Raw genomic sequence first — 21,623 nt, 5'->3', positions numbered from 1 at the left:
TTGTTAATCCAACCACGGAGCCGGATTGAGTTTCGTTTTTTCTTTCCAAAGCTGGAAATGAAGGATTGTTGTGTTTCCATCTTCCGTATCGGTGAAAATACGCCCGATGGCCTGGCGGGTAGAGACCCGGTCTCCGGCTTTCACATATACTTCACTAAGGTTACTGTAAACAGTCAGGTAGTTACCGTGGCGTATGATAATGGAATTATTATATCCCGGTACTACAAATACGCGGGTTACTTCACCGTTGAAGACCGCGCGGGCATCTGATCCCGGAGTGGTCTGGATATCTATTCCGCTATTGCTTGTACGGACATATTTCAGTTCCTGATGTTGTTGTTCGCCGAATGAAGCAACAATTGTATGTGAACCAGCTACCGGATAAGGCAGTCTACCGCGATTATTGGCAAAATTATCGGATAGTTGCTTTTCCGCTTTCGTCATGGCATAGCCGCCTTTTGTATCGGCAACACGTTCTTCGCGAATTGGTTCTGAAGAAGATTTTGAGCCTGGGGCGGCTTTCTCGCGGGCACGACGTTCGCGTTCTGCTTTTTCACGGGCCGCTTTGGCTTCAGCTTCTGCACGCGCAATCTCGGCGGCAATTTGTCGTTCTATCTGACGATTTAAAGCTTGTGCCTGACGTTGTTTTTTACGTAATTCTGCCTGTAGCTTCTTTTGTTTTTTATTTAGTTGCTGTATTTCTTCTTTCTGACTCGATTCTTCCGATACCAGCTTCTTGTTCTCATTTTCGCGGGTGCCTAGAAGGGTTAGTTTTGCAGATCGCGTTTTCTCTAACTCTACCTTTTTCTGGTTAATTACTTTTTGCTTGTCTATAATGTCGTTGGCCTGCCGTTTCTGCCAGTCGGCATATTCGCGTAAATATCGCATGCGGCGTAAAGATTGTGCAAAGTTATCGGCAGATAGAATGAATAAAAGTTTGTCTTGCGAGCTATGCCGTTTATATAGGCTTTGTGCAGATTTGCTATAGTTGGCTCTTTTATTGCCTAATTCTCTTTCCAGTTGAGTTATTTCACGGTTCATTTTGTTCATTTGCCCGTTGATAGCGTCAATTTCCTGGTTTAAAATACTGATTACTTTCTTGCGGGATAGTATTTGTTGCGACAACAGGTTAAGACGATTCAGCGAGTTTTTGGCCGTCTGTTTTGTTTCATTCAACAGTTGGCTTGTCGTTTCAATTTCAGCCAGTGCTTCCTTACGCTGCTTTTCAAGTTGTCTGACCTTATCAGACTTTTGAGCATAAGCGGGAGCCAGAAGAATTAAAAATATGACAATCCAACAGTGCTTCATATCCGTTTAGTTACTGTTATTACTTATTGCTTTTATTATTTGTGCAAAGGTAATACGTTTATATTTTGCAGGGATGCTGAAATCCATACTTAGCGGCATATCTGTTTGTATACGGGAGAAATGGATTCTGATGTTTCCTTTGGAAAGATTATTCTCCAGTAATCGTATGTCCATGAGCATCGGGAACGGTTGGTCTCCGGCTAACCTGAAATCCTGATAATCCCATTGAAGCATGTATTTGTCGGATGGTTCACTGATGTGGGTGGCAAGAAGCTTTTCTTCTCCATCGGCAGTAAAAGTATAAAGCAGTCCCATGGAATCTTTTGTTTTGACTTCAGCCAGCCCATTTTCTTGTTCCAGCCTGAAATGATTGTATTGCTTCGGTGAAATAGCCTGCTGTCCAGGCAAAAACAAATGGTTTGTGAAAAGTGCTTGCAAATTGTAGAAATTAAAATCTATTGGAGTTTGCCCTTTCAAACCTGAATAGCTTTCCGTTACAAAACGTTTGTTTATGCGGTCAATGACTTTAATACTATCTATACTTAGTTCTATGCGAAAGACTTCAATACCAAGAAAAGGTTGTACGGATAATTGGAAAACGCTATCTTTAATCATTTTCAGATCAACACGCGAACTCATATTCTTATCGGGCAGGTTAAGGTCTACATTCAGACGTGCCGAAAGTGTGTTGAAATGGAATTCCTGTTCTTGCATGGATGCAAAAAACTCATTGTACGCTTTGGTGCCGCTGCTTTCTACAGTTCCTACTTTCTTGGACGACTTACAACCGGCTAAAGAAAGTAGCATTATTATCCCTGCAAAAACAACTAATCCTCTAAACTTTCCCCATTTATTCATTTTGCATCTTTATCTTCAATATAAATACCTTCGGCAATCTTACGGTCGAGTATCTCTGTTTTCTTTCCCATTTCTTTGGCTTTCTTCCATTGTTCAATGGCTTTTTCTTTATCACCGTTCATAAACAGGATGTCACCGTAATGATCTACCAGTTCCGCACTTTTTGTTTTATCTTTCTCAAGTGCACTTTCTATATATATTTTTGCCAACGTATAGTTGCCCTGCACAAAGAAAATCCAGGCGTATGTATCCAGATAAGTTGCATTATCCGGTTCCAGTTTTATACATAGAGCGCTCATTCGTTCTGCTTTCTTCAGGTCTTTCTTTTCTAACGAAAGGAAATAGCTGTAATTGTTTAATACAACAACATTGTTTTCATTGTATTTCAGCGCTTCGTCATACGCTTGATAAGCCTGGTCCATCTTCGTCATCTGATAATAGATATCACCTATTTGTCCGTAGAAATCAGATTTTAAAGGCAGGTTTTCTTTCGGGATAACATTCAGTCCGGTATAATAGGCATTCAGGGCCTCCTGGTATTTTCCTTGTTGATAATAGGCAATCCCCAGATAGAAATAATACTCGGGCGATTGGGGAAATAGTTCAATACACTTGTTGCAGATACGCATTACTTCCGGAATATCTTCCGATTTTAATGCCAGATTAAGAAGTTGTTGCCAGGCTCCGGCATTATCCGGTTCCATTTCTGTTACCAGTTGGAATTGAAACTTAGCCTCTTCGTTTTTTCCTTGTGCCAGCAACAGGCCGCCATACATCAGCTTCAGATCTATATCTTCCGGATGTTGTTCCAGTAACGTCTGGAATAGCTGGTTTGCACTTTCGGTTCCCTGCTTTGTTTGTTGTAGTTTGAGGATGTAGCGGGACAGGATATTGACTTTTGTTTCTACATCTAATTTTTCGTTGACAAGAGCTGTCCGTATTTGTTCTTCTGCGGCTGTTTTATTATCCGTTGCCTCATAATAATTAGCCATGGAGACGATATAATACGGATTCAACGGATCTACTTCGTGTGCCTTCTGGTAATAAGCCAGGGCTTTCTCCATTTCTTTCTTCTCCAGGTGGAGGTCTCCCAATATGATCTGATAACGGGCTTCCATCGGATACTTATCAGCCAGTTTTTCTACTTCCCTGAATGCTTCGTCTTGCTTTTCCAGTTGATTATACAATTTATACTTCTGCATGGAAAGAGCTTCGTTCATACCAATAATCGATTCTAGCGAGTCGTATGCGTCGATTGCTTTACCAATATCTCCGCTTTGGGTATAAGCATCGGCCAGGTAATAATATAATTCGGCCTTGTCGGGATATTCTTTTATTAGTTCTTCATACTCTTCGGCTGCTTCTCCGTACATGCCTAAGTTGCGGGTAACACTTGCCAGGGCAATTTTATAAGTGTAGTTGTCCGTACTGTTTGCTACAGCCCGTTTCAACATCTCTACAGCTTTATTAGGGCGGTCTAATTGTACATAGAAAGACGATAATTCGTAAAGAACCGGAGCTGCTGTCGAGTCAAGCTCCAAACAATGATAAAAAGCATCGTAGGCAGCATCAAACTTGCCGGCATTCTTTAAATTGAGCCCTTCGTAGAAGAAATAATCAAATTTACGTCGGTCGGCATCACTTATCTTTGCAGCTACAGAAGAACCAATAACTTTGGCATTCGTTGCTTTTACCGGAACGAAGCAGGTCATCAGCAATAATAGTGCAATATATTTCAGAGATTTCAATGTCATAATTTTATTTGTTCACGTAAAGAGATATTCTCTTATTGTTTTCCGGTATGTCCGAAGCCTCCGGCACCGCGTTCGGTATCGTCCAATACTTCTACCGGTTTCCATTCAACATGGCTGTGAGCGGCAATAACCATCTGGCATATACGTTCTCCGTCGTTTATCTCGAATGGCACATTTGACAGGTTTACTAAAATAATGCCTATTTCTCCGCGATAATCGGCGTCGATAGTTCCCGGTGTATTCAGTAAGGTAATGCCATGTTTGATAGCCAAACCGCTGCGTGGACGCATCTGTGCTTCATATCCTTCCGGCAACGAAATGTAAAGTCCGGTAGGGATTATTTTACGTTCCAACGGATTTAACACGACAGGTTCCGACAAGTTTGCACGAATATCCATACCTGCCGATAGCGGTGTTGCGTATGCCGGCAGCGGATGATGGGATTTATTAACTATTTTTACTTCCATGAGTTCTTAATTATTGACTGACAAAGATATTTAAAAGTTGACAGTTGACAAACGACGGTTGACAGATGTTTGATTCCTGTATAGAATATTAACTGTCGGTTAATCCGTCCAGTCTCCATGATCTTTTATTAATTGTACCAAACGTTCTACGGCTTCTTCTTCCGGAATGTTTTTCAATATACATTCTTTCCCTTTATATAGGCTGATTTGTCCCCGTCCGGCACCAACATAACCGTAATCGGCATCAGCCATTTCTCCGGGACCGTTTACGATACAGCCCATGATACCGATTTTCAGACCTTTCAGGTGCGATGTTGCCTCTTTGATACGGGCTATTGTTGTTTGCAGGTCGTATAATGTACGTCCGCAGCTCGGACAGGAAATATATTCCGTTTTGCTGATACGCAAGCGGGTAGCTTGTAATATACCAAACATGTATTTGTCTGCAACGGAGGTCTTGGTTCCTTCATTATGCAACATGATGCCATCTCCGAAACCGTCTAATAATAAAGTTCCGAAATCGGCAGCCGATTTTAGTTGCAAGGCTTCCGTGTCTGTTTCCTGATAATCCCGGTGCAGTATAACCGGAATGTCGCAACCGGCCGATAATAGTTTATGCATGGCGGCACGTTCGGCACCAACCGCATTCCGATGATAAGTACTTAGAATTACAACTACGGTTTTGTCTTTTTGGAGGGTTTTGATCAGATTTTCGTTCAGGTCGCTGTTCGTTATGCGGATGAACTTCAGGGGTACGTCATAGTCTTTCAGTTCTTCTGCTTCGGAAGCAATAAAGAAAGGAAATGCGTTCGGACGTTCTTTCCAGAAATGGGCATCTACCAACAGCCTGAAGTTGTCGGGCAGATTATCAGGATCCTCTTTGCCAATGTATATGTAGTCAGGTAAAGAAGAATGATCAAATTCAAAATTCCCATCACTGCGGTCGGAAATGACAATAGGAGGGAAGTTTCCTCCTATGCCTTCTACGGCACGGGTTTTACGGCGGGTCGCGGTTACCGGATCATAACCTGCGGATAAAGTGCCCACAATCGGTTTGTGCTCCCGGCGTTCCAATATATGTTCTACCAGTTTGCGGGCTACAGGTATCTCTGCTTCCGGATCTTCACTTAATGACACCCGGATCGTGTCACCGATACCATCAGATAATAAAGCCCCTATACCAACGGCACTTTTTATACGTCCATCTTCTCCGTCTCCGGCTTCCGTTACTCCTAAATGTAAAGGATAGGCCATGCCTTCCTGCTCCATCGTCCGTACTAATAAACGGACGGTCTTCACCATCACAACAGTGTTGGATGCTTTAATTGATATAACTACATCCGGGAAATGTTCGTCTTTGCAAATACGAAGAAATTCCATGCATGAGGCTACCATGCCTTCGGGTGTATCGCCATAGCGGCTCATAATACGATCGGACAGCGAACCGTGATTTACGCCAATACGGATGGCGGTTCCGTGTTTCTTGCAAATGTTAAGGAAAGGAACAAAGCGATCGCGGATTTTCTGTAATTCGGCTGCATATTCCTCGTCAGTGTATTCAAGATGACTGAAAGTTTTTACTTTGTCTACGTAGTTGCCCGGGTTAATGCGGACTTTTTCTACTTCTTCTGCAGCGGCATCGGCTGCTTTGGGATTGAAGTGTATATCGGCAACCAACGGGGTGGTGAAACCTTGTGCGTTTAATTGTTTACGGATTTCTCCCAGATTGCGTGCTTCCCGTTCTCCTTGTGCGGTAAAACGAATGTATTCGGCACCCGCTTCAATCATTCGTATTGCTTGATTGACTGCTGCATCTGTGTCCATAGTAGATACATTTGCCATGGATTGGATGCGAATCGGATTTTTTCCTCCCATCGGAATGTTTCCGATATGAACAACAGACGATTTACGCCGGGTATAATTAAAATAATCCATAATTCAGTTGACAATTCAGTTGACAGGGGATAGTTGGCAGGTGACAGGTGCGCAAACGGTATTTGTGTTTACCTGTCACTAGCCAAGAGTCAACTAATTAGTTTTGTATTTAAAGGAAACCTGAGCTAATTCTTCATTTGCTTTCACGATTTTCTTTTTCAAATCTTCTTTGTATGCAACAAGCTTTTCCTGGAGTTGTTCATCTCCTACGGCAAGCATTTGTACTGCAAGGATACCGGCGTTAAGTGCTCCGTTAATTCCTACGGTTGCAACAGGGATTCCCGGAGGCATCTGTACGATAGCCAATAGGGCATCCATACCGTCTAACGAAGAGTTGATAGGTACGCCGATAACCGGCAATGTCGTCATGGATGCTATCACGCCGCATAAATGGGCTGCCATGCCGGCTGCTGCGATAATCACTTTAATGCCGCGGCTTTTGGCTCCTTTGGCAAAAGCCTCCACTTCTGCCGGAGTACGGTGGGCAGACAGTGCATGCATTTCGAATGGGATTTCCATTTCGTCAAGCAACTTGGCTGCTTTTTCCATAACGGGCAGGTCTGATGTGCTGCCCATTATTATACTTACAACAGGTGTCATATTCTCTTATTTTGCAATCAATTGTTCATAATCTGCCGCAGACAACAGTTCATTCACTTCAGATTTGTCTTTCAGAGAGATTTTGATCAACCAACCTTTACCGTAAGCATCTTCGTTAACCAATTCCGGTTTGTCTTCCAGTTCAGCATTAATTTCCAATACTTCGCCGCTAACAGGCATAAACAGGTCCGATACGGTTTTAACAGCTTCGATTGTTCCGAACACTTCTTCTTTAGCAACTTCTTCGCCTTCCGTAGTGATGTCTACATATACGATTTCGCCCAATTCGCCTTGCGCGTAATCTGTGATACCAACATAAGCAACGTCGCCTTCTACACGAATCCATTCATGGTCTTTTGTGTACTTTAAATCTGCAGGAAAATTCATAATTTTAGTGTTTTTATTAGATGAATAAATAGATATAACTTAATAACGAGGCTACAAATGTACATATAAATCCCAGACAAAAGCCTGCATATACCTGCATAGGTGTATGTCTTTGTAAAAAGATACGTGATGTACCTACCAAACCGGCTATCAGCAATACGGCAATGAAAGCCCAGAAAGGATTTATCATGTGTATGCGTGCAACTCCCATAATACCGCCCAGTAATCCGCCTACGCCAATGGCATGCGCACTTATTTTCCAGAAAAAATTAATGCTCAAGGCTATTATCAGTGAGACACAGACGCCTATCAGAAGCGCCAGTATCCAGAATGGCATCATCATCTTATAGAGGAAGAAGGTGCAGACCATAATGGAAGTTATGAAAATAAGGTAAGGAACAATGCGTTCTTTGCGGTCGGAAAGTTCCAGGTCGACAGCTGCTCCGTTTTTTACCATCAGCCAAATAAACACACCGGGTATAATTGCCGTAGAAACAAATGTACCTCCTAAAATCGTTAGCTTTACAGGGAGCGGGTATATGGCAAGGTAGGTGTAGGTAAGAGCCAATATGATCCCATAGGTCACCATAAGCAACGGATGGAATAGGATGGATGTTATATTAGCAAATAATCTCATGTTGTTTATTTATTAAATTTCTTTTCTGAGCCGGGCTACCGGTATATCCAGTTGCTCCCGGTATTTTGCAACTGTCCGGCGGGCTATTACATATCCTTTTTCTTTCAGGATAGTGGCTAGTTCTTCGTCTGTCAGGGGCTTGCGTTTATCTTCGTTTTCAATATGTTCTTTCATGATCTTTTTTACCTCGCGGGTGGATATTTCTTCGCCACTGTCGGTTTGCATCGATTCGGAGAAGAAATATTTAAGCGGGTAAATGCCGAAGTTTGTTTGTACATATTTACTGTTGCTTACCCGCGAAATCGTGGAAATGTCATATCCGGCACGTTCTGCTACATCTTTCAGTATCATCGGACGAAGGGATGTTTCGTCTCCTGTCAGGAAAAAGTCGCGTTGTAACAGAATGATCGCTTCCATTGTGCGTTGTAAAGTTTCCTGACGTTGCTTAATGGCGTCAATAAACCATTGGGCGGAATCCAGTTTCTGTTTTACGAACTGTACGGCGTCGCGCATTTTAGCCGTTTGGTTTGCTTTGTTTCCTGCATAATCCTGAAACATTTCGGCATATTCGCGATTAATTCTTAAATCGGGAATATCGCGGTTATTCATGCTTAAGGTCAGCTCGCCATTGTTTGCTTCCACCAGAAAATCGGGTATGATCTGGCTCATGGCCACTTCCATAGAACCACCCCAACTGCTTCCCGGTTTAGGATTCAGCATGGTTATTTCGTGAATTGCATTCTTAAGTGTGTTTTCGTCGATATCCAGTCCGCGTAGAATCTTATCGTAATGCTTGCGGATAAACTCTTCGAAGTATTCGGTCAGAATGTGTATTGCTAATGAATTGACAGGCGTTTGTTCGCGTTTGTCCAATTGGATCAGTAGGCATTCCTGCAGGTTACGGGCGCCTACTCCTGCGGGTTCAAAATCCTGAATGATGGAAAGAACCATTCCTATTTCGCCTTCATCCACTTCTTGTCCTGCCTGAAAAACCAAATCGTCGGCAATAGCGGACAGATCGCGTCGCAAATATCCGTCGTCGTCAATATTACCTATAATATATTCTGCAATTTTCAGTTGTTTTTCCGTTAAGTCACGTAGTCCGAGCTGTTGCAGTAAAAATTCGTTTAATGACTGGCTTGCCGAAAAAGGAACATCTTCCTTTTTTTCTATCCTGTCACTCATTTCGCGGAGCTTGTAGTCCGGTATATCATCTTCGCTCAGATAATCGCCAAGAGAAATATCCGTGTCTGTTTCTACCGGCATTATGTCTTCGGCGTTATCTTCTTCAGTCCGTTCAAAGTCGTCTAAAGGCTCGCGTCCTTCTTCCAGTGCCGGATTATCTTCCAGCTCATGCTTCACTCGCTCTTCCAGTTCAATGGCTGGAAGTTCCAGAAGCCTGATCAACTGTATTTGTTGAGGAGAAAGCTTTTGTTGTAACTTTTGTTGTAACTGTTGCTTCAACATAAATCTATAAATGCTAAATGTACGAAAATTATCCGCCCATATATATTACTTAGAACATGCAAATATAAGTTTTTACTGCAAGATTCGTGAACTCTTTTATAAAATTAAGACAGCGCATGCTTGTCGGTTGGAACTGATGGCAATTGAAACCGGGCAGAGGCCATTCGATAACCCTGTATTTATAATGTTTTTCTTGATGAAAAAGTAAGTTGACAATTATCGGCCAAGCGGCCGACAATTGTCAACCGCTTGGCTGACGGTTGTCGACCGTATGGTTGACGACTGTCAACTTACTATTTGTTTAGCATCTTTTTTTCATTTTTCCGCTTCGAAAGAGCGCATTGTCTGCAGAACTGTGTATATTTGCTTTAAATTAAATTTGCAATTATGAAGATCTCTTATTTTATTATTGCTTTTATATTTTGTTTTTGTACAAATATTCAGGCTCAGGAAAACTTAGGAAACGAATTTATGAAACAAGCTCAAACCAGTTTTGAGCAGAAAGATTATACAAAGGCGCGTTACCTTTATATCCGTGCTTATAACTCCTTTGCAAACCAGGGAAAATATGCACAGGCGGTTGAGTGTGGAACAAAAGGAGCTTTTCTTTATTACCGTGAGAATTATTATAAGGAAGCTTTTGAACTTTGCCGGCAAATGACGCAATTATTACAGACAGAGGAACAAAAATCGCAAAATGTATTTTATGATGAACGTTTCCAGATCACTAAAGAACGGTTGCAAATGTATATGAAGCTTAAGAATGCGGCCCAAGCCGAACTTCAGCTTGCCGAACTGAATAATTTAGCCAGCCAATCCAAAAGCAGCAAACTTGCCGAAGACTTGTTGTATACCAAAGCAAGTTACTATTATGCTTTAGGGAAAAATGAACAGGGAGATGCCGCATTCCAAAAACTTATCAGCCAATACAGGGAAAAGAAAGAATACGATAAGGTGAGCGATTGCTACAGAAGCCTGATTAATATAGCTTTGAAATCCAACGATGCTCCGTTGATGAAGCGAACCTACGAGAAGTATATCGTTTGGACGGATTCGGTAAAAGCCTTCAATGCGCAGGATAAGTTGGGCGCATTGCAGATGAAATATGATGAGAGCCTGAAAACAATACAGGAGAAAGATAGCCAGTTGTCGGGTAAACAATATATGATAGTTGGCCTTACTACATTTGTTGTAATATTGATTGCAGCACTGTTGTTATTGATATTTATATTGTTGCGTTATTTGATACTCACCAAAAAACTGAAGAATATTATTAAGATAAATAACGAGCATAACGAACAACAGACTAAGTTTATACAAAGTATCTCCGAACAAATGGCTCCAACGTTGGATATGCTTGGCGTTTGTGTTGGCGAATTGCCGGCAACAGTGTCGCAACAAGCCGTATCTATAAAATCCCGTGTAGATGCTTTGAGACAATTCGGGTTGAACATTCAAGAACTTTCTTCGCTGGAAGGTTCTTTAATGGAACCGTACGAAGTACAGTCCTTCAATGTAGGAAACTTCTGTAAGAAGACAATGGATAAGATCGTTGACGACGTTCAGCCGGAAGTGGAGACGGTAGTGGATGCTCCTGCTTTGGAAGTAAAAACAAACGCTGTACAATTAGAGCGTATCTTGTTGCACTTATTGAGGAATGCTGCAATCAATACTTCTTCGGGTAAAATTACACTAGAGTTTAAAAGAAAAGGCGCTCATCTCTGTAACTTTATAGTGACAGACAGCGGAACAGGTATTCCTGCAGAGCGTAGGGAAAGCATATTCAAGCCGTTTATGGAAGCAAAGGATTTGGCAGATGGTGATGGATTGGGCTTGCCTATATGTGCTTTGGTTGCTAATAAACTGAATGGAAACCTATCTCTTGATATGGATTATAAGAGAGGATGCCGGTTCGTTTTGTCATTGCAGATTTAAAATAAGATAGATATTGACAGAAAGGAGTTGTATCATCCGTGTTCCATGAATACGAATTTGATACAGCTCCTTTTTTGTTATTAATACCTGAAACTTCCTCCGCCTAAAAATTCTCTCAATAAAGAAGTTCCGGGTAACTCTTCATCCGGTATGTAATTAAAGTATCTCAAGAAGCGAAGCAACCTATAGGCTTCCGCATTTGTGCGGTCGCTCTCTTTGACTTCAGATAAAATCGGTTCGGCAAACCGGCGGAGTGCAGCCAGTTCGTATAGCATGGCACTATTAAACATGGCGTCTGCATTTTCCTGGTAAGGGAATATCCATTTGTCTTCTCCGCGGCGTACGCTGGGCCATCTCGAAATGGTTTCTTGTGCCGAATAACCACGGAAACGATAGTCGCGGATGATACGGCGAAGCAACCGGTTGTCTGTTGTCGGTATCCAGTTATGATTATCTAAAGAAATAGACGTCAAGACGGAAACATACACACGATATTTGTATTTGTCGTCTATAAACGCCGTAAGTTCCGGATTCAAAGCATGGATGCCTTCGATAACGAGTATGGAATTGTCATGCAGTTTCAATTTCTTTCCTTTATAAATACGTGAACCGGTTTCGAAGTTAAAGCTGGGTAGTTCTATCTCTTCGCCGGCCAGCAGCTTCTTAAGATCACTGTTGAAATAAGGCAAATCGAGCGCGTAAAGCGACTCAAAGTCGTAATCGCCTGTTTCGTCTTTAGGTGTATCTTCCCGGTTTAGGAAATAATCGTCTAAAGAAATACCTACCGGATGCAGCAGGTTGGTGGTAAGTTGTACTTCCAGCCGTTTGCAGAAAGTTGTCTTTCCGGACGATGACGGGCCTGAAATCAGAACCAGGCGTACACCGTCTTTATAACGGTGGGCAATTTCTTCGGCTATCTTTGCCACCTGCTTTTCTTGCATGGCTTCGGAAACAAGTATGATTTCGCGTGAAAGTCCTTTTTCAATGGCCAGGTTCAGGTCGCCTACATTGTTTAAACCCACAGTACGCTGTAAAGTAAGATGTTCTTTGTATGCTTCGAACATTTTGTCCTGAGGGATGACAGGCTCCAGTTCCAGGGGATTGCTCCGCTTGGGGATGCGGAGTAAAACACCGTCGGCATAAGGAACAATGTCAAACAGGTTTATATAACCCGTAGATGGAGTCAGACAACCATAAAAGAAATTTATATATCCGTCTAATTCGTAATATGAAGTGTACGACATTCCGGTTGTTTCTATTAAACGTGCCTTGTCGTTCATTCCCCGTTCGCGGAACAATACGGCGGCATCTACGGTACGTACGGTTTTAAGATGGAAAGGAAGGTCGGCGTTGATAATTTCACACATCCGTTTCTTTATTTTGTTTATCGTCTCCTGGTCTATATCCTTGCCGTTGTGAATAACGCAGTAATAACCTTTGGAAATAGGATGTTCCAGATTTAACGTGGCACAAGGAAGAACATCGTTTACTGCTTTTGAGAAAATATGGCATAAGGAACGTACATAAGTACGCAATCCGGAAAGCTCCGTATAATCGACATATTCAATGTCTTTTGGTCTCCAGCATTTGAAATTCAATCCTTCTGTCCGGTTATTGACTTGTGCGTTCATCGGACGATAATGAAGCGGAGCACCAACGGCTGCATATATATCAAGTAGTGAAGATCCGACGGGAACTTCTTTGTAAACATTGTTATTTTTACAATAAATTGTAATTGTTTCAGACATTGTATCTCAGTTATTATTTATAATTTTGTCCCCTAAAGTTAGGAATATTAATCGGATATACATCCACTTAAACAAATTTTAAATGGACTATTCTTTTTTTGATTTTCTCCGACTGATAGGGTCGCTGGCCTTGTTTTTGTTCGGAATGAAAATCATGAGTGAAGGATTGCAGAAGTTTGCAGGTGATAGTTTGCGAAGGATTTTAACCGCAATGACCACAAACAGGGTGACGGGCGTATTAACAGGAGTACTGATAACGGCATTGATTCAATCTTCATCGGCAACTACCGTGATGGTGGTAAGTTTTGTAAATGCAGGGTTATTAACGCTTACCCAATCAATCGGAGTCATTATGGGTGCCAACATCGGGACAACCGTTACAGCATGGCTTATTTCGGCACTCGGCTTTAAAGTAGACATCGCAGCATTCGCACTTCCTCTCCTCGCATTTGGGCTTCCGCTCTTTTTCTCTGGGAAAAGTTCCCGCAAATCATTAGGTGAATTTATTTTTGGTTTTGCATTTTTGTTTATGGGCCTTCAGGATTTGAAGGCAAATGCACCCGATTTGGGTGCGAACCCGGATATGCTGGCTTTTGTGCAAAACTACACGGATATGGGCTTCTTCTCCATTATTTTGTTTTTGTTTATCGGTGCCGTGCTGACTATGATAGTACAGGCTTCGGCTGCTACGATGGCAATTACATTGATCATGTGTGCAAACGGGTGGATAGACTATCATTTGGGCGTAGCTTTGGTGTTAGGCGAAAATATAGGAACTACTATTACTGCAAATTTAGCGGCCTTAACAGGTAATACACAGGCGCGAAGGGCTGCTTTGGCCCATTTGGTTTTTAATGTCTTCGGGGTGATATGGGTGCTTGTTTTGTTCTATCCATTTACGAGTGCCGTGTCATGGTTTGTTACTAATGTTATGAAGATTACTGATCCTGCTGTTGCCGTTTCGTTTAAACTGGCAGCATTCCATACAGCATTTAATATCAGTAATACATTTATTATGATATGGTTTCTTGGTCTGATCGAGAAAACAGTTTGTTCATTAATTAAAGGAAAACCGGAAGATGAAGAATATCGTCTGCGCTATATCACCGGCGGCATGCTGTCTACGGCAGAACTTTCCATTTTGCAGGCTCATAAAGAAATTACGTTGTTTGCAGAACGCACGGCACGTATGTTCAACATGGTGAAAGAGTTGTTTTATGAAAAAAATGAAGAAGTTTTTCTTAAAACGTACGGACGGGTGGAGAAATATGAAAATATCAGTGACCGGATGGAAGTAGAGATTGCCAACTATCTTACGCAGGTTTCCGAAGGCCGTTTGAGTTCCGAGAGTAAAGAAGAAATCCGTATCATGCTGCGTGCTGTTTCTGAAATAGAAAGTATAGCCGACGCGTGTAACAATCTTTCCCGTACAATAAAGCGAAGAAATGAGTTCAATTCCGAGTTTTCTGATGAACAGAACAAACACATGGATCACATGTTTGATCTCGTGACGAAAGCATTGGAACGCATGAATATCGTTTTGCATAAGCCGGAACTGGTACATGACGATATCAACCCGTCTTATAATATTGAAAATGAAATCAACAATTACCGCAACCAGTTGAAGAATCGCAATATTGAGGACATTAACAATAAGAAATATCAATATCAGGATGGTGTATATTATATGGATATGGTTAGCGAGAGTGAGAAACTGGGTGACTATGTGATTAATGTAATGCAAGCCGTTGTAGATAAGAAAATATAATCTCCCAAACACGGAAAGTGATACGAAGACAGGGCTGCTTGTTCTATTTATTGCAACAAGCAGCCCTGCTTTTATATAATTGTTCAAAATAAGTGTAAATGTTTAGTATATTCGGCTGATATAGAAATGTCAATCCAGGCAAATACACATTTTTAGCCTGCTTCTTCCAAATGCGCTGCTGTACTTTTATGCCCGACGGAGTTCCGGGATAAAAGCATTATAAACAATATATAAAAACAGTAGCTTATGAAGTCAATTTTTACCCAAAGACAGTATTTCTTGCTTTTTGTTCTGATCCTGCTTGGTAATTTAGGGAAACCTCTTTTTGCACAAACAGAAGTCAGTTCTCAGAGCGAATTAGAAAATGCGGTGGCTAATGCGGCAGGAGGTGCAACAATTACAATTACACTTTCGAGCCAGTTTCCTTCTACGTTAGATAATGTAATAACTCTGGCAAATACCAATTCGAGCCGGATTGTTATCGATGGAAATAATCTGGAGCTTTTACCTAATCCGGGTAGCCGACATTTTAAGGTAACCAAAGGCGATGGTTCTATTGAATTCCATAATCTGATACTGAAAGGTTATTACGATGAGAATGCCGGAACTCCTTCGCCTGCCGAAAGCGGTGGTGTGGAAATAGGTAGCGGGACCGGAGAGATTTCTTTCGGTAATGTTCATTTTACCCATATACGTAATTATGGAGCTATAAACGGAGCATTTAATAACCGGCTGAAAATAGAAAAGTCTACTTTCGAGTATAACTATAGCCCATTGGCCGGTGGAGCCTTGTGTTTTGAAGGAGGAATTAAGGCTTTGAATGTGGACTATTCCACATTCAACAGGAATAGTTCTAATGGTACCGGTTACAGCGGAGGTGCAATCAATGTAAAAGTAGGTGGCAGCGGTTCTGTTGTCGATATACGGAACAGTGTGTTTTTGTATAACAGTACGAAGCATCTGGGTGGAGCCATCGCTTTTCATATCGTAAATCCGCCGACGGCCAATTTCACAATCGATGCCTGTTATTTTGAAGGAAATAAAACAGTGAATCCGGGTGGCGCCAATTATGGCCCCTGGGCAGATGCTGGTGCGATTGGGTTATATTCAGATAATGGTGACCATAATTTTACGTTAACAAATTCGACATTTGTGTCTAATGAGTCGTATGATGACGGCGGTGCGCTGATGATACAAAACTGGGGCACAAATAGTAGTAATACGATCTCAAATAATACATTTTATAGTAATATCTCATGGGGACAGGGCATAATTTCCAGTAATAATCCTCCTACTGATGCCGGTGGCGGAGCTATCCAGTTTTCTAAAAAGACGAAAGCCGATCTGAAGAATAATACATTTATAGGGAATAAAGCCTCAGGGAAAAATAATCCTCAACTGACAGCTTTAGGTGGTTCACGGGGTGGCGCTATTGCTTATCATTATGATACCAGTCCGAATAAGGTTTATCCGGAATTGTCGATGGAAAACAATATTCTGGCCGGTAATTATGTGACGGATGAAAACGACGATATAATGCCGGGCGATTATGCGAATATTACTATTACAAGCCATGGTGTGCTTAATGATTTAGGAGGCAATATCGGTATTGACGATGGTACACCGTTGGCAAATAATGTTACGATCATGAATATCTTTGGAACTTCGACTCCGGTTTTACAAGATAACCAAAGTAACGTTTATGCCGGAAATCCGAATGACAATACAACCGGTTATTATGTATTACTGCAAACAATTCCTATTTTACCGAATGACAATGAAAGCGTCTTTGGTTTGGCTGACGGTTCTGTTGTAACACCTTCACAATCTGCTGATCAAAGAGGTTATGCCAGGGTAAACGGTTCTTCGGATGCAGGTTCTGTTGAAATGCTTTGGGTCCGGTTTGATGCAAATGGAGGCAGATGGAACGGGTTGCCTTCGTTGAATTATACCGGTGTGGAATATTATGCCCAGGACGTGAATGTTAATACAAGCAAGTATTTTAAAATTACTCATACGGATGCAACGGTAACTTCTCCCTCTGCTGATCCTGTTCACGACACTTATACGTTTGGAGGATGGGTTTTAGACGATGGTAGCGATACACCCTGGAATCCTGCAACCCAAGTGGCGGAAAATGTAAAAGTGAAAGCTCTCTGGAACGCAGGTAATATATATACGGTATCTTATCATGGAAATGGAAATACGGGAGGGACTATACCGGCATCCCAACAGGTACAAGCAGGCACGATTTATACGGTTGCAGAGGACAAACCTTCCAAAAGAGGCTATTGGTTTGAGGGATGGAATAGCTCGGATGATAACAGAGTTTATCATGCCGGACATACGTTTACTATGCCCGAGCAAAATGTTTCTTTGACAGCCTTGTGGGAAGAGATAATTATTCCCGAGCCGGGAAAAGACCCTGTGCCGGGTGTGGAATTGATGGATCTGGCAGCCGTTTGTCCGACAGAGAAGGTCGTCAGGGGTGAATTTAATACGCTTTATACCGATAATCCGATGCATCATGCTATTGCTTTTTCTGATGAAGCGAAGGCAGCAGGGTTTAAAGACCTGGAAGAATATACATTACTGCCGGATGGATATTTTGTGTTTGAAGTTCCGGTTTCTGTACCGAACGGACTTTATCAGGGAGTTCTGAAACTTAAATGTGAAGAGAATCTTCAACTGATAGAAGAATATCCATTTGAATTTGAGGTATTGGAAGGTATACAGATATTGGAACATCCCCAGACTGTGGAATCTGTATGTAATGGCTCTGTCTTTGAGCTGACTGTATCGGCAGCCGGTCACGGGCTGGCTTATCAATGGTATCATAATGGACGCCCGATTTCCGGAGCAACCGACAATGTATACGAAGCCGAGATTTCTAATGAAACAAAAGGAGAATATTATGTACAGGTGGCAGGAACTTGCGGTTATATAAATAGTGATACGGTTTACGTCATTCAGAATGCTTTACAAATACAAATAAAGTGGGATGATGTTTTATATGTTACCAATACGGATAACCGGTATAAATCGTTTCAATGGTATAAAGACGGCATGCCGGTATCTACTTATGGTAATGGTATATATTATACGGATACGGAAGGTTTGAGAGGAAGCTATTCTGTGCGTGCATACTATCCGGATGGAAGTTTCGATGAGAGTTGCCCGGTTTATTTTGACGGACAAACAAAGTCGTCGTCTGTTCGTGTATATCCGAATCCGGTAAAACCGTATGAAACGATTACAGTTGAGATAAACGGTATGGAAGATAATCAGGCAAATGTGCCGATCTATATTTATGACATGTCGGGCGGCCGGGTTTATTCCTGTAAATCTGCCGGTCAGAGAACGGACATTGTAGCAGCTGTTCCATCCGGAAATTATATTATACATATACGTCTGCATTCGGGTAAGGTATATACGCAAAAACTTATTGTAAAATAACATTTAAATCAGGAAATCATGAATAAAATATATTATCTGTTAGTTGCCATATCGGTAATGGCATTTACTGCTACCGCACAAGAAGGTGGTTCTTATATTTCGGTGACCGGCAATGTCGGTAGTTCTTCTTTAAATTATAAATTGAAAGGCATTGACGGGAACCGCGATTCGAAAGTGGGTTATGGAATGAATCTGGAATACAGTTATTTCTTTGATGAACACTGGGGAGTCGCGTCCGGTCTGGGCTTTACCCATTTTAAAACGATGGTTTATACAAATGGAACCATATCGAAAGATGACTATTTCAGTCTGGGAATGCAGATAGACAATGATGATATATCCGGCAATCCGAAGGATTATGACTTGAGAGCCCGCTTGGCAAACTGGGACGAGAAACAATATGGTTATTTTCTGGATATTCCGGTTCAGGGAAAGTATCAGACGCGGTTTGGGGAAACTCAACGATGGGGAATGTACGCCGGACTTGGTGTTAAACTGCAATTCCCGGTCCGGGCTAAATATTCATTTCTGGATAACAAAGAAACCAGGCTGAATGTATCAGGATATTATGCTCATATTCCTGAAGATGTAGGTGCACCGGGATTACAGCCGGTTCCGCAACATGGCTTCGGTACAACCGAAACTCCGGAAAATGTATTGAATGGGAAAGGGAATGCAAAATTACAGATGAGCGTGACTGGTTCATTGGAATTAGGCTTTATGGTTGACTTGGGCCAAAATATGGATTTGCTGTTAGGTGGTTATTTTGATTATGGATTTAATGATTTGAAGAAAAAGAAAAGTAAATCTTTATTGACGGCTCCTGAAAACTATCATCCGGATGCAGATAACAATGTAGGGAAAGGTATTTCTTATGATGGTTTGCTAAATACTCATTTTACGAATAAAGTAAACCTTGTTTCTTTTGGGGCCAAGATTGGTTTGCGCTTTAAACTATAACTCAATAATTGACGCAATTTAGTAAGCCTTTCTCAATTAGCGGTCGTTTCCTTTTGGAGGCGGCCGCTTCCCTTTAATACGGTGGATAAACTTTGCCGTTTGTTTATTTGTTTTTATAATAAAAAGAAATATTATCATGAGTAATATAAAAGAACAATACTGGCAATACTCACTTATTACGATTATTCTTGTTCTGGGCATTATCTTGTTTTTGAAAATAACGCCTTTTCTTGGCGGATTACTTGGTGCGGTTACAATTTATATTCTGGTTCGGAAGCAGATGTTGTATTTGACGGAAAAAAGGCGTTTTCGCCATAGTTTGGTAGCTCTGCTGATGTTGGGAGAAGCCGTGCTTTGCTTTCTTATTCCAATCTCACTGGCTGTGTGGCTGTTGATAAATAAAATACAATATATCAACTTGGATACGAGTGCATTGATAAGTAATGCACAACATGTAATTGATCTGATTCAGCAGAAAACCGGGTTTAATGTATTGGATAAAGAGAACCTGATGTCGGTAGCCGGAATACTTCCTAAGATAGGACAAGCGCTGATGGGAAGTATCAGCAGTTTTGTGGTAAATATTGTTGTATTGCTTTTTGTCCTGTATTTCATGTTGATAGGAGGACGTAAAATGGAAAGCTATATATATGATATATTGCCTTTTAACCCGAAGAATAAATCAAGCATACTGAGTGAAATCAATATGATAGTAACTTCCAATGCCATAGGCATTCCTTTGTTGGCAATTATTCAGGGATTAGTGGCATTGATTGGCTATTTTATATTCAAGACATCTGATCCTGTCCTGTTTGGTTTTCTCACGTGCATAGCAACTATCATCCCTATTGTGGGAACAGCATTGGTTTGGTTCCCTTTGGTTGTTTATATGGCTTTGACAGGCGATTGGATTAATGCAATCGGGCTGACAATCTATGCACTTGTAGTAATTACGAATGTAGATAATCTGATCCGCTTTATTCTACAGAAGAAAATGGCGGACACACATCCGTTGATTACTATATTTGGTGTAGTTATCGGGCTATCTTTATTCGGATTTATGGGTATTATTTTTGGTCCGTTACTATTGTCGATATTCTTTTTATGTGTCGATCTCTTTAAAAAAGAATATCTCGATAATAAGCAAAGTTCATAATCCGGACTCTAAAAAACTTTGTAATATACGTGCATGATTATGCACAGGTTCTTCATATACCCATTTGATCTTAACCTGTGTCATTGTTTTGCCTTTTTTTGTATGTTATAAAACCAGGAGAGTATTGCTAAAAGGGCTAATCACGTATACCCATAAATTTGAAAGGTTGGGCCGGTTTGAACTCCTTGGCGGCATTACCGTGGTAAGTTTCGCCGTTGGCAATAGACAATTTGAGCACCGGAGCACCTGCTGATAAGTCTAAATCCCGTAGCTTTACCCAGAAAGTATTGGGGGTTAAGCTTGATTCAAAAAAGTAAATAAGATTCTTACTTTCAGAGACTGTTCTCCATTGTGTAGTGGATATCTCTGGACTTTGGGGGGTGGATATGCCGTAAGGCACAGAGGCGTTGCGTATAACACTGAATATGCTGGCGATAACTATTTTCTCATCGTCCGTTTTAGGTAGTGCATCTATATAAAAGCTGGCTCTTGCAAAGCGGTCGGATGCACGATTCGTACCCGGTAAAAAGCTAAGTCCTCCGATTGATTTCCAATATTCGTTAAGAGCCAGCTGCTTATTATATGTTGGCGAGTTGGTCATCACTTTATATTCTTTACTGTGGTAAACGGTTAGTTTTCCATCTATATACTCGAATATGGCACAGTCGCTTGTTGCATCCGAAACAGACAGATGTAGTGTGGCCAAGCGGGAACCATCCGGCATCATATCCGATACTACCTGAAATGTGTCTTCCTTGATAAAAGAAACCGCTTCTTCCACAGTTGCAAAATTATCCAGCATATATTGTACCCATGCCGTTATGGTAAGCCCCGGTTTGTTTTTATCTCTGACCGGATATTTGGTTTCGGGCAACCAGAGTAAGTTGGCAACCAGCCCTTTCTCGTTCATTCCATCCGTGCTTGCTATTTCGAAAGCTGAAGTTACCACACTGCCATATCTGGAAGTCCACTTCAGGGAATTAGCTCCAGCCTCTCCGTTACGCTCCATTCCTTTGGGGAATACCCAGAGATTGCTATGCATTTCTGTCTTCCAATCCATTGTCCGGCCGGTTGCTACCATCCCGTTTGTTCCTGAATAAACTACTCTTGTACACATAATTTTGAACTATTACTATTTTCCGTGAATCTTTTATTAGTGTATTAACAATGGAAAATCAGTAAAGTTT

Annotated in this window: 16 protein-coding genes; 5 read left to right on the top strand and 11 right to left on the bottom strand. The window is 41.4% G+C overall.

The window, feature by feature from the left end:
* Positions 1-3: 3 nt before the first annotated feature.
* The 9 genes from CTY47_RS06385 to rpoN all read right to left on the bottom strand — a co-directional run bounded on the left by CTY47_RS06385 (position 4) and on the right by rpoN (position 9,413).
* Entirely contained in the window at positions 4-1,308 is a 1,305-nt protein-coding gene (locus CTY47_RS06385) for a murein hydrolase activator EnvC family protein (RefSeq protein ID WP_099463932.1), read from the bottom strand.
* 6 nt (positions 1,309-1,314) lie between these two features.
* Complete coding sequence (locus tag CTY47_RS06380) at positions 1,315-2,166, bottom strand: DUF4292 domain-containing protein (protein ID WP_099463931.1); 852 nt, start codon at positions 2,164-2,166, stop codon at positions 1,315-1,317.
* The gene (locus CTY47_RS06375; protein WP_099464102.1) at positions 2,163-3,878 is read right to left on the bottom strand and encodes a tetratricopeptide repeat protein; all 1,716 of its coding nucleotides are present in this window, start codon (positions 3,876-3,878) and stop codon (positions 2,163-2,165) included. Before CTY47_RS06375 ends, CTY47_RS06380 begins: the two co-directional genes overlap by 4 nt.
* 74 nt (positions 3,879-3,952) lie before the next feature.
* The gene (gene dut / locus CTY47_RS06370) at positions 3,953-4,387 is read right to left on the bottom strand and encodes a dUTP diphosphatase (RefSeq protein ID WP_099463930.1); all 435 of its coding nucleotides are present in this window, start codon (positions 4,385-4,387) and stop codon (positions 3,953-3,955) included.
* Positions 4,388-4,486: 99 nt separating this feature from the next.
* The gene (locus tag CTY47_RS06365; RefSeq protein ID WP_099463929.1) at positions 4,487-6,322 is read right to left on the bottom strand and encodes a 4-hydroxy-3-methylbut-2-en-1-yl diphosphate synthase; all 1,836 of its coding nucleotides are present in this window, start codon (positions 6,320-6,322) and stop codon (positions 4,487-4,489) included.
* A 93-nt stretch (positions 6,323-6,415) separates the two neighbouring features.
* Complete coding sequence (gene purE, locus CTY47_RS06360; protein ID WP_099463928.1) at positions 6,416-6,922, bottom strand: 5-(carboxyamino)imidazole ribonucleotide mutase; 507 nt, start codon at positions 6,920-6,922, stop codon at positions 6,416-6,418.
* Positions 6,923-6,928: 6 nt separating this feature from the next.
* On the bottom strand, positions 6,929-7,309 hold the full coding sequence (gene gcvH, locus CTY47_RS06355; protein ID WP_099463927.1) for a glycine cleavage system protein GcvH: 381 nt from the start codon (positions 7,307-7,309) through the stop codon (positions 6,929-6,931).
* Positions 7,310-7,325: 16 nt separating this feature from the next.
* A complete protein-coding gene (locus tag CTY47_RS06350) occupies positions 7,326-7,946 on the bottom strand; it encodes a hypothetical protein (protein ID WP_099463926.1) in 621 nt (206 codons plus the stop codon).
* A 12-nt stretch (positions 7,947-7,958) separates the two neighbouring features.
* A complete protein-coding gene (gene rpoN / locus CTY47_RS06345; protein ID WP_099463925.1) occupies positions 7,959-9,413 on the bottom strand; it encodes an RNA polymerase factor sigma-54 in 1,455 nt (484 codons plus the stop codon).
* A 387-nt stretch (positions 9,414-9,800) separates the two neighbouring features.
* On the opposite strand from rpoN, the gene CTY47_RS06335 reads away from it, so the two are divergent.
* Positions 9,801-11,348, top strand: coding sequence for a sensor histidine kinase (locus CTY47_RS06335; protein WP_099463923.1), 1,548 nt, complete (start codon positions 9,801-9,803; stop codon positions 11,346-11,348).
* Positions 11,349-11,428: 80 nt separating this feature from the next.
* On the opposite strand, the gene CTY47_RS06330 is transcribed toward CTY47_RS06335, so the two are convergent.
* Positions 11,429-13,096 carry a nucleoside kinase gene (locus CTY47_RS06330; RefSeq protein ID WP_099463922.1) on the bottom strand — a complete coding sequence of 556 codons (1,668 nt, stop codon included), beginning with the start codon at positions 13,094-13,096 and terminating at the stop codon, positions 11,429-11,431.
* A gap of 82 nt (positions 13,097-13,178) precedes the next feature.
* Here CTY47_RS06330 and CTY47_RS06325 point away from each other — a divergent pair, with 82 nt between their 5' ends.
* From CTY47_RS06325 to CTY47_RS06310, 4 genes are all read left to right on the top strand, one after another.
* Entirely contained in the window at positions 13,179-14,864 is a 1,686-nt protein-coding gene (locus CTY47_RS06325; RefSeq protein WP_099463921.1) for a Na/Pi cotransporter family protein, read from the top strand.
* 246 nt (positions 14,865-15,110) lie between these two features.
* Positions 15,111-18,320 (top strand): InlB B-repeat-containing protein, encoded by a 3,210-nt coding sequence (locus CTY47_RS06320; protein WP_099463920.1) that lies wholly within the window; start codon positions 15,111-15,113, stop codon positions 18,318-18,320.
* Between the two features lie 18 nt (positions 18,321-18,338).
* The gene (locus CTY47_RS06315) at positions 18,339-19,280 is read left to right on the top strand and encodes an outer membrane beta-barrel protein (protein ID WP_099463919.1); all 942 of its coding nucleotides are present in this window, start codon (positions 18,339-18,341) and stop codon (positions 19,278-19,280) included.
* Between the two features lie 136 nt (positions 19,281-19,416).
* Complete coding sequence (locus CTY47_RS06310) at positions 19,417-20,436, top strand: AI-2E family transporter (protein WP_099463918.1); 1,020 nt, start codon at positions 19,417-19,419, stop codon at positions 20,434-20,436.
* 136 nt (positions 20,437-20,572) lie between these two features.
* Here the strand turns inward: CTY47_RS06310 and CTY47_RS06305 are convergent, their stop codons facing one another.
* Entirely contained in the window at positions 20,573-21,553 is a 981-nt protein-coding gene (locus CTY47_RS06305; RefSeq protein ID WP_099463917.1) for a linear amide C-N hydrolase, read from the bottom strand.
* Positions 21,554-21,623 lie beyond the last annotated feature (70 nt).

This window comes from Parabacteroides provencensis, from assembly GCF_900232875.1.
In the GTDB taxonomy this organism is placed as follows: Bacteria; Bacteroidota; Bacteroidia; order Bacteroidales; family Tannerellaceae; genus Parabacteroides; species Parabacteroides chinchillae.
This window is presented reverse-complemented; position numbering and strand designations above follow the sequence as displayed.

Excerpts from the sequence above, each read along its gene's own strand:
- CTY47_RS06385 (WP_099463932.1), bottom strand. The coding sequence starts at position 1,308 with ATGAAGCACTGTTGGATTGTCATATTTTTAATTCTTCTGGCTCCCGCT.
- CTY47_RS06380 (WP_099463931.1), bottom strand. The coding sequence starts at position 2,166 with ATGAATAAATGGGGAAAGTTTAGAGGATTAGTTGTTTTTGCAGGGATA.
- CTY47_RS06375 (WP_099464102.1), bottom strand. The coding sequence starts at position 3,878 with ATGACCTGCTTCGTTCCGGTAAAAGCAACGAATGCCAAAGTTATTGGT.
- dut (WP_099463930.1), bottom strand. The coding sequence starts at position 4,387 with ATGGAAGTAAAAATAGTTAATAAATCCCATCATCCGCTGCCGGCATAC.
- CTY47_RS06365 (WP_099463929.1), bottom strand. The coding sequence starts at position 6,322 with ATGGATTATTTTAATTATACCCGGCGTAAATCGTCTGTTGTTCATATC.
- purE (WP_099463928.1), bottom strand. The coding sequence starts at position 6,922 with ATGACACCTGTTGTAAGTATAATAATGGGCAGCACATCAGACCTGCCC.
- gcvH (WP_099463927.1), bottom strand. The coding sequence starts at position 7,309 with ATGAATTTTCCTGCAGATTTAAAGTACACAAAAGACCATGAATGGATT.
- CTY47_RS06350 (WP_099463926.1), bottom strand. The coding sequence starts at position 7,946 with ATGAGATTATTTGCTAATATAACATCCATCCTATTCCATCCGTTGCTT.
- rpoN (WP_099463925.1), bottom strand. The coding sequence starts at position 9,413 with ATGTTGAAGCAACAGTTACAACAAAAGTTACAACAAAAGCTTTCTCCT.
- CTY47_RS06335 (WP_099463923.1), top strand. The coding sequence starts at position 9,801 with ATGAAGATCTCTTATTTTATTATTGCTTTTATATTTTGTTTTTGTACA.
- CTY47_RS06330 (WP_099463922.1), bottom strand. The coding sequence starts at position 13,096 with ATGTCTGAAACAATTACAATTTATTGTAAAAATAACAATGTTTACAAA.
- CTY47_RS06325 (WP_099463921.1), top strand. The coding sequence starts at position 13,179 with ATGGACTATTCTTTTTTTGATTTTCTCCGACTGATAGGGTCGCTGGCC.
- CTY47_RS06320 (WP_099463920.1), top strand. The coding sequence starts at position 15,111 with ATGAAGTCAATTTTTACCCAAAGACAGTATTTCTTGCTTTTTGTTCTG.
- CTY47_RS06315 (WP_099463919.1), top strand. The coding sequence starts at position 18,339 with ATGAATAAAATATATTATCTGTTAGTTGCCATATCGGTAATGGCATTT.
- CTY47_RS06310 (WP_099463918.1), top strand. The coding sequence starts at position 19,417 with ATGAGTAATATAAAAGAACAATACTGGCAATACTCACTTATTACGATT.
- CTY47_RS06305 (WP_099463917.1), bottom strand. The coding sequence starts at position 21,553 with ATGTGTACAAGAGTAGTTTATTCAGGAACAAACGGGATGGTAGCAACC.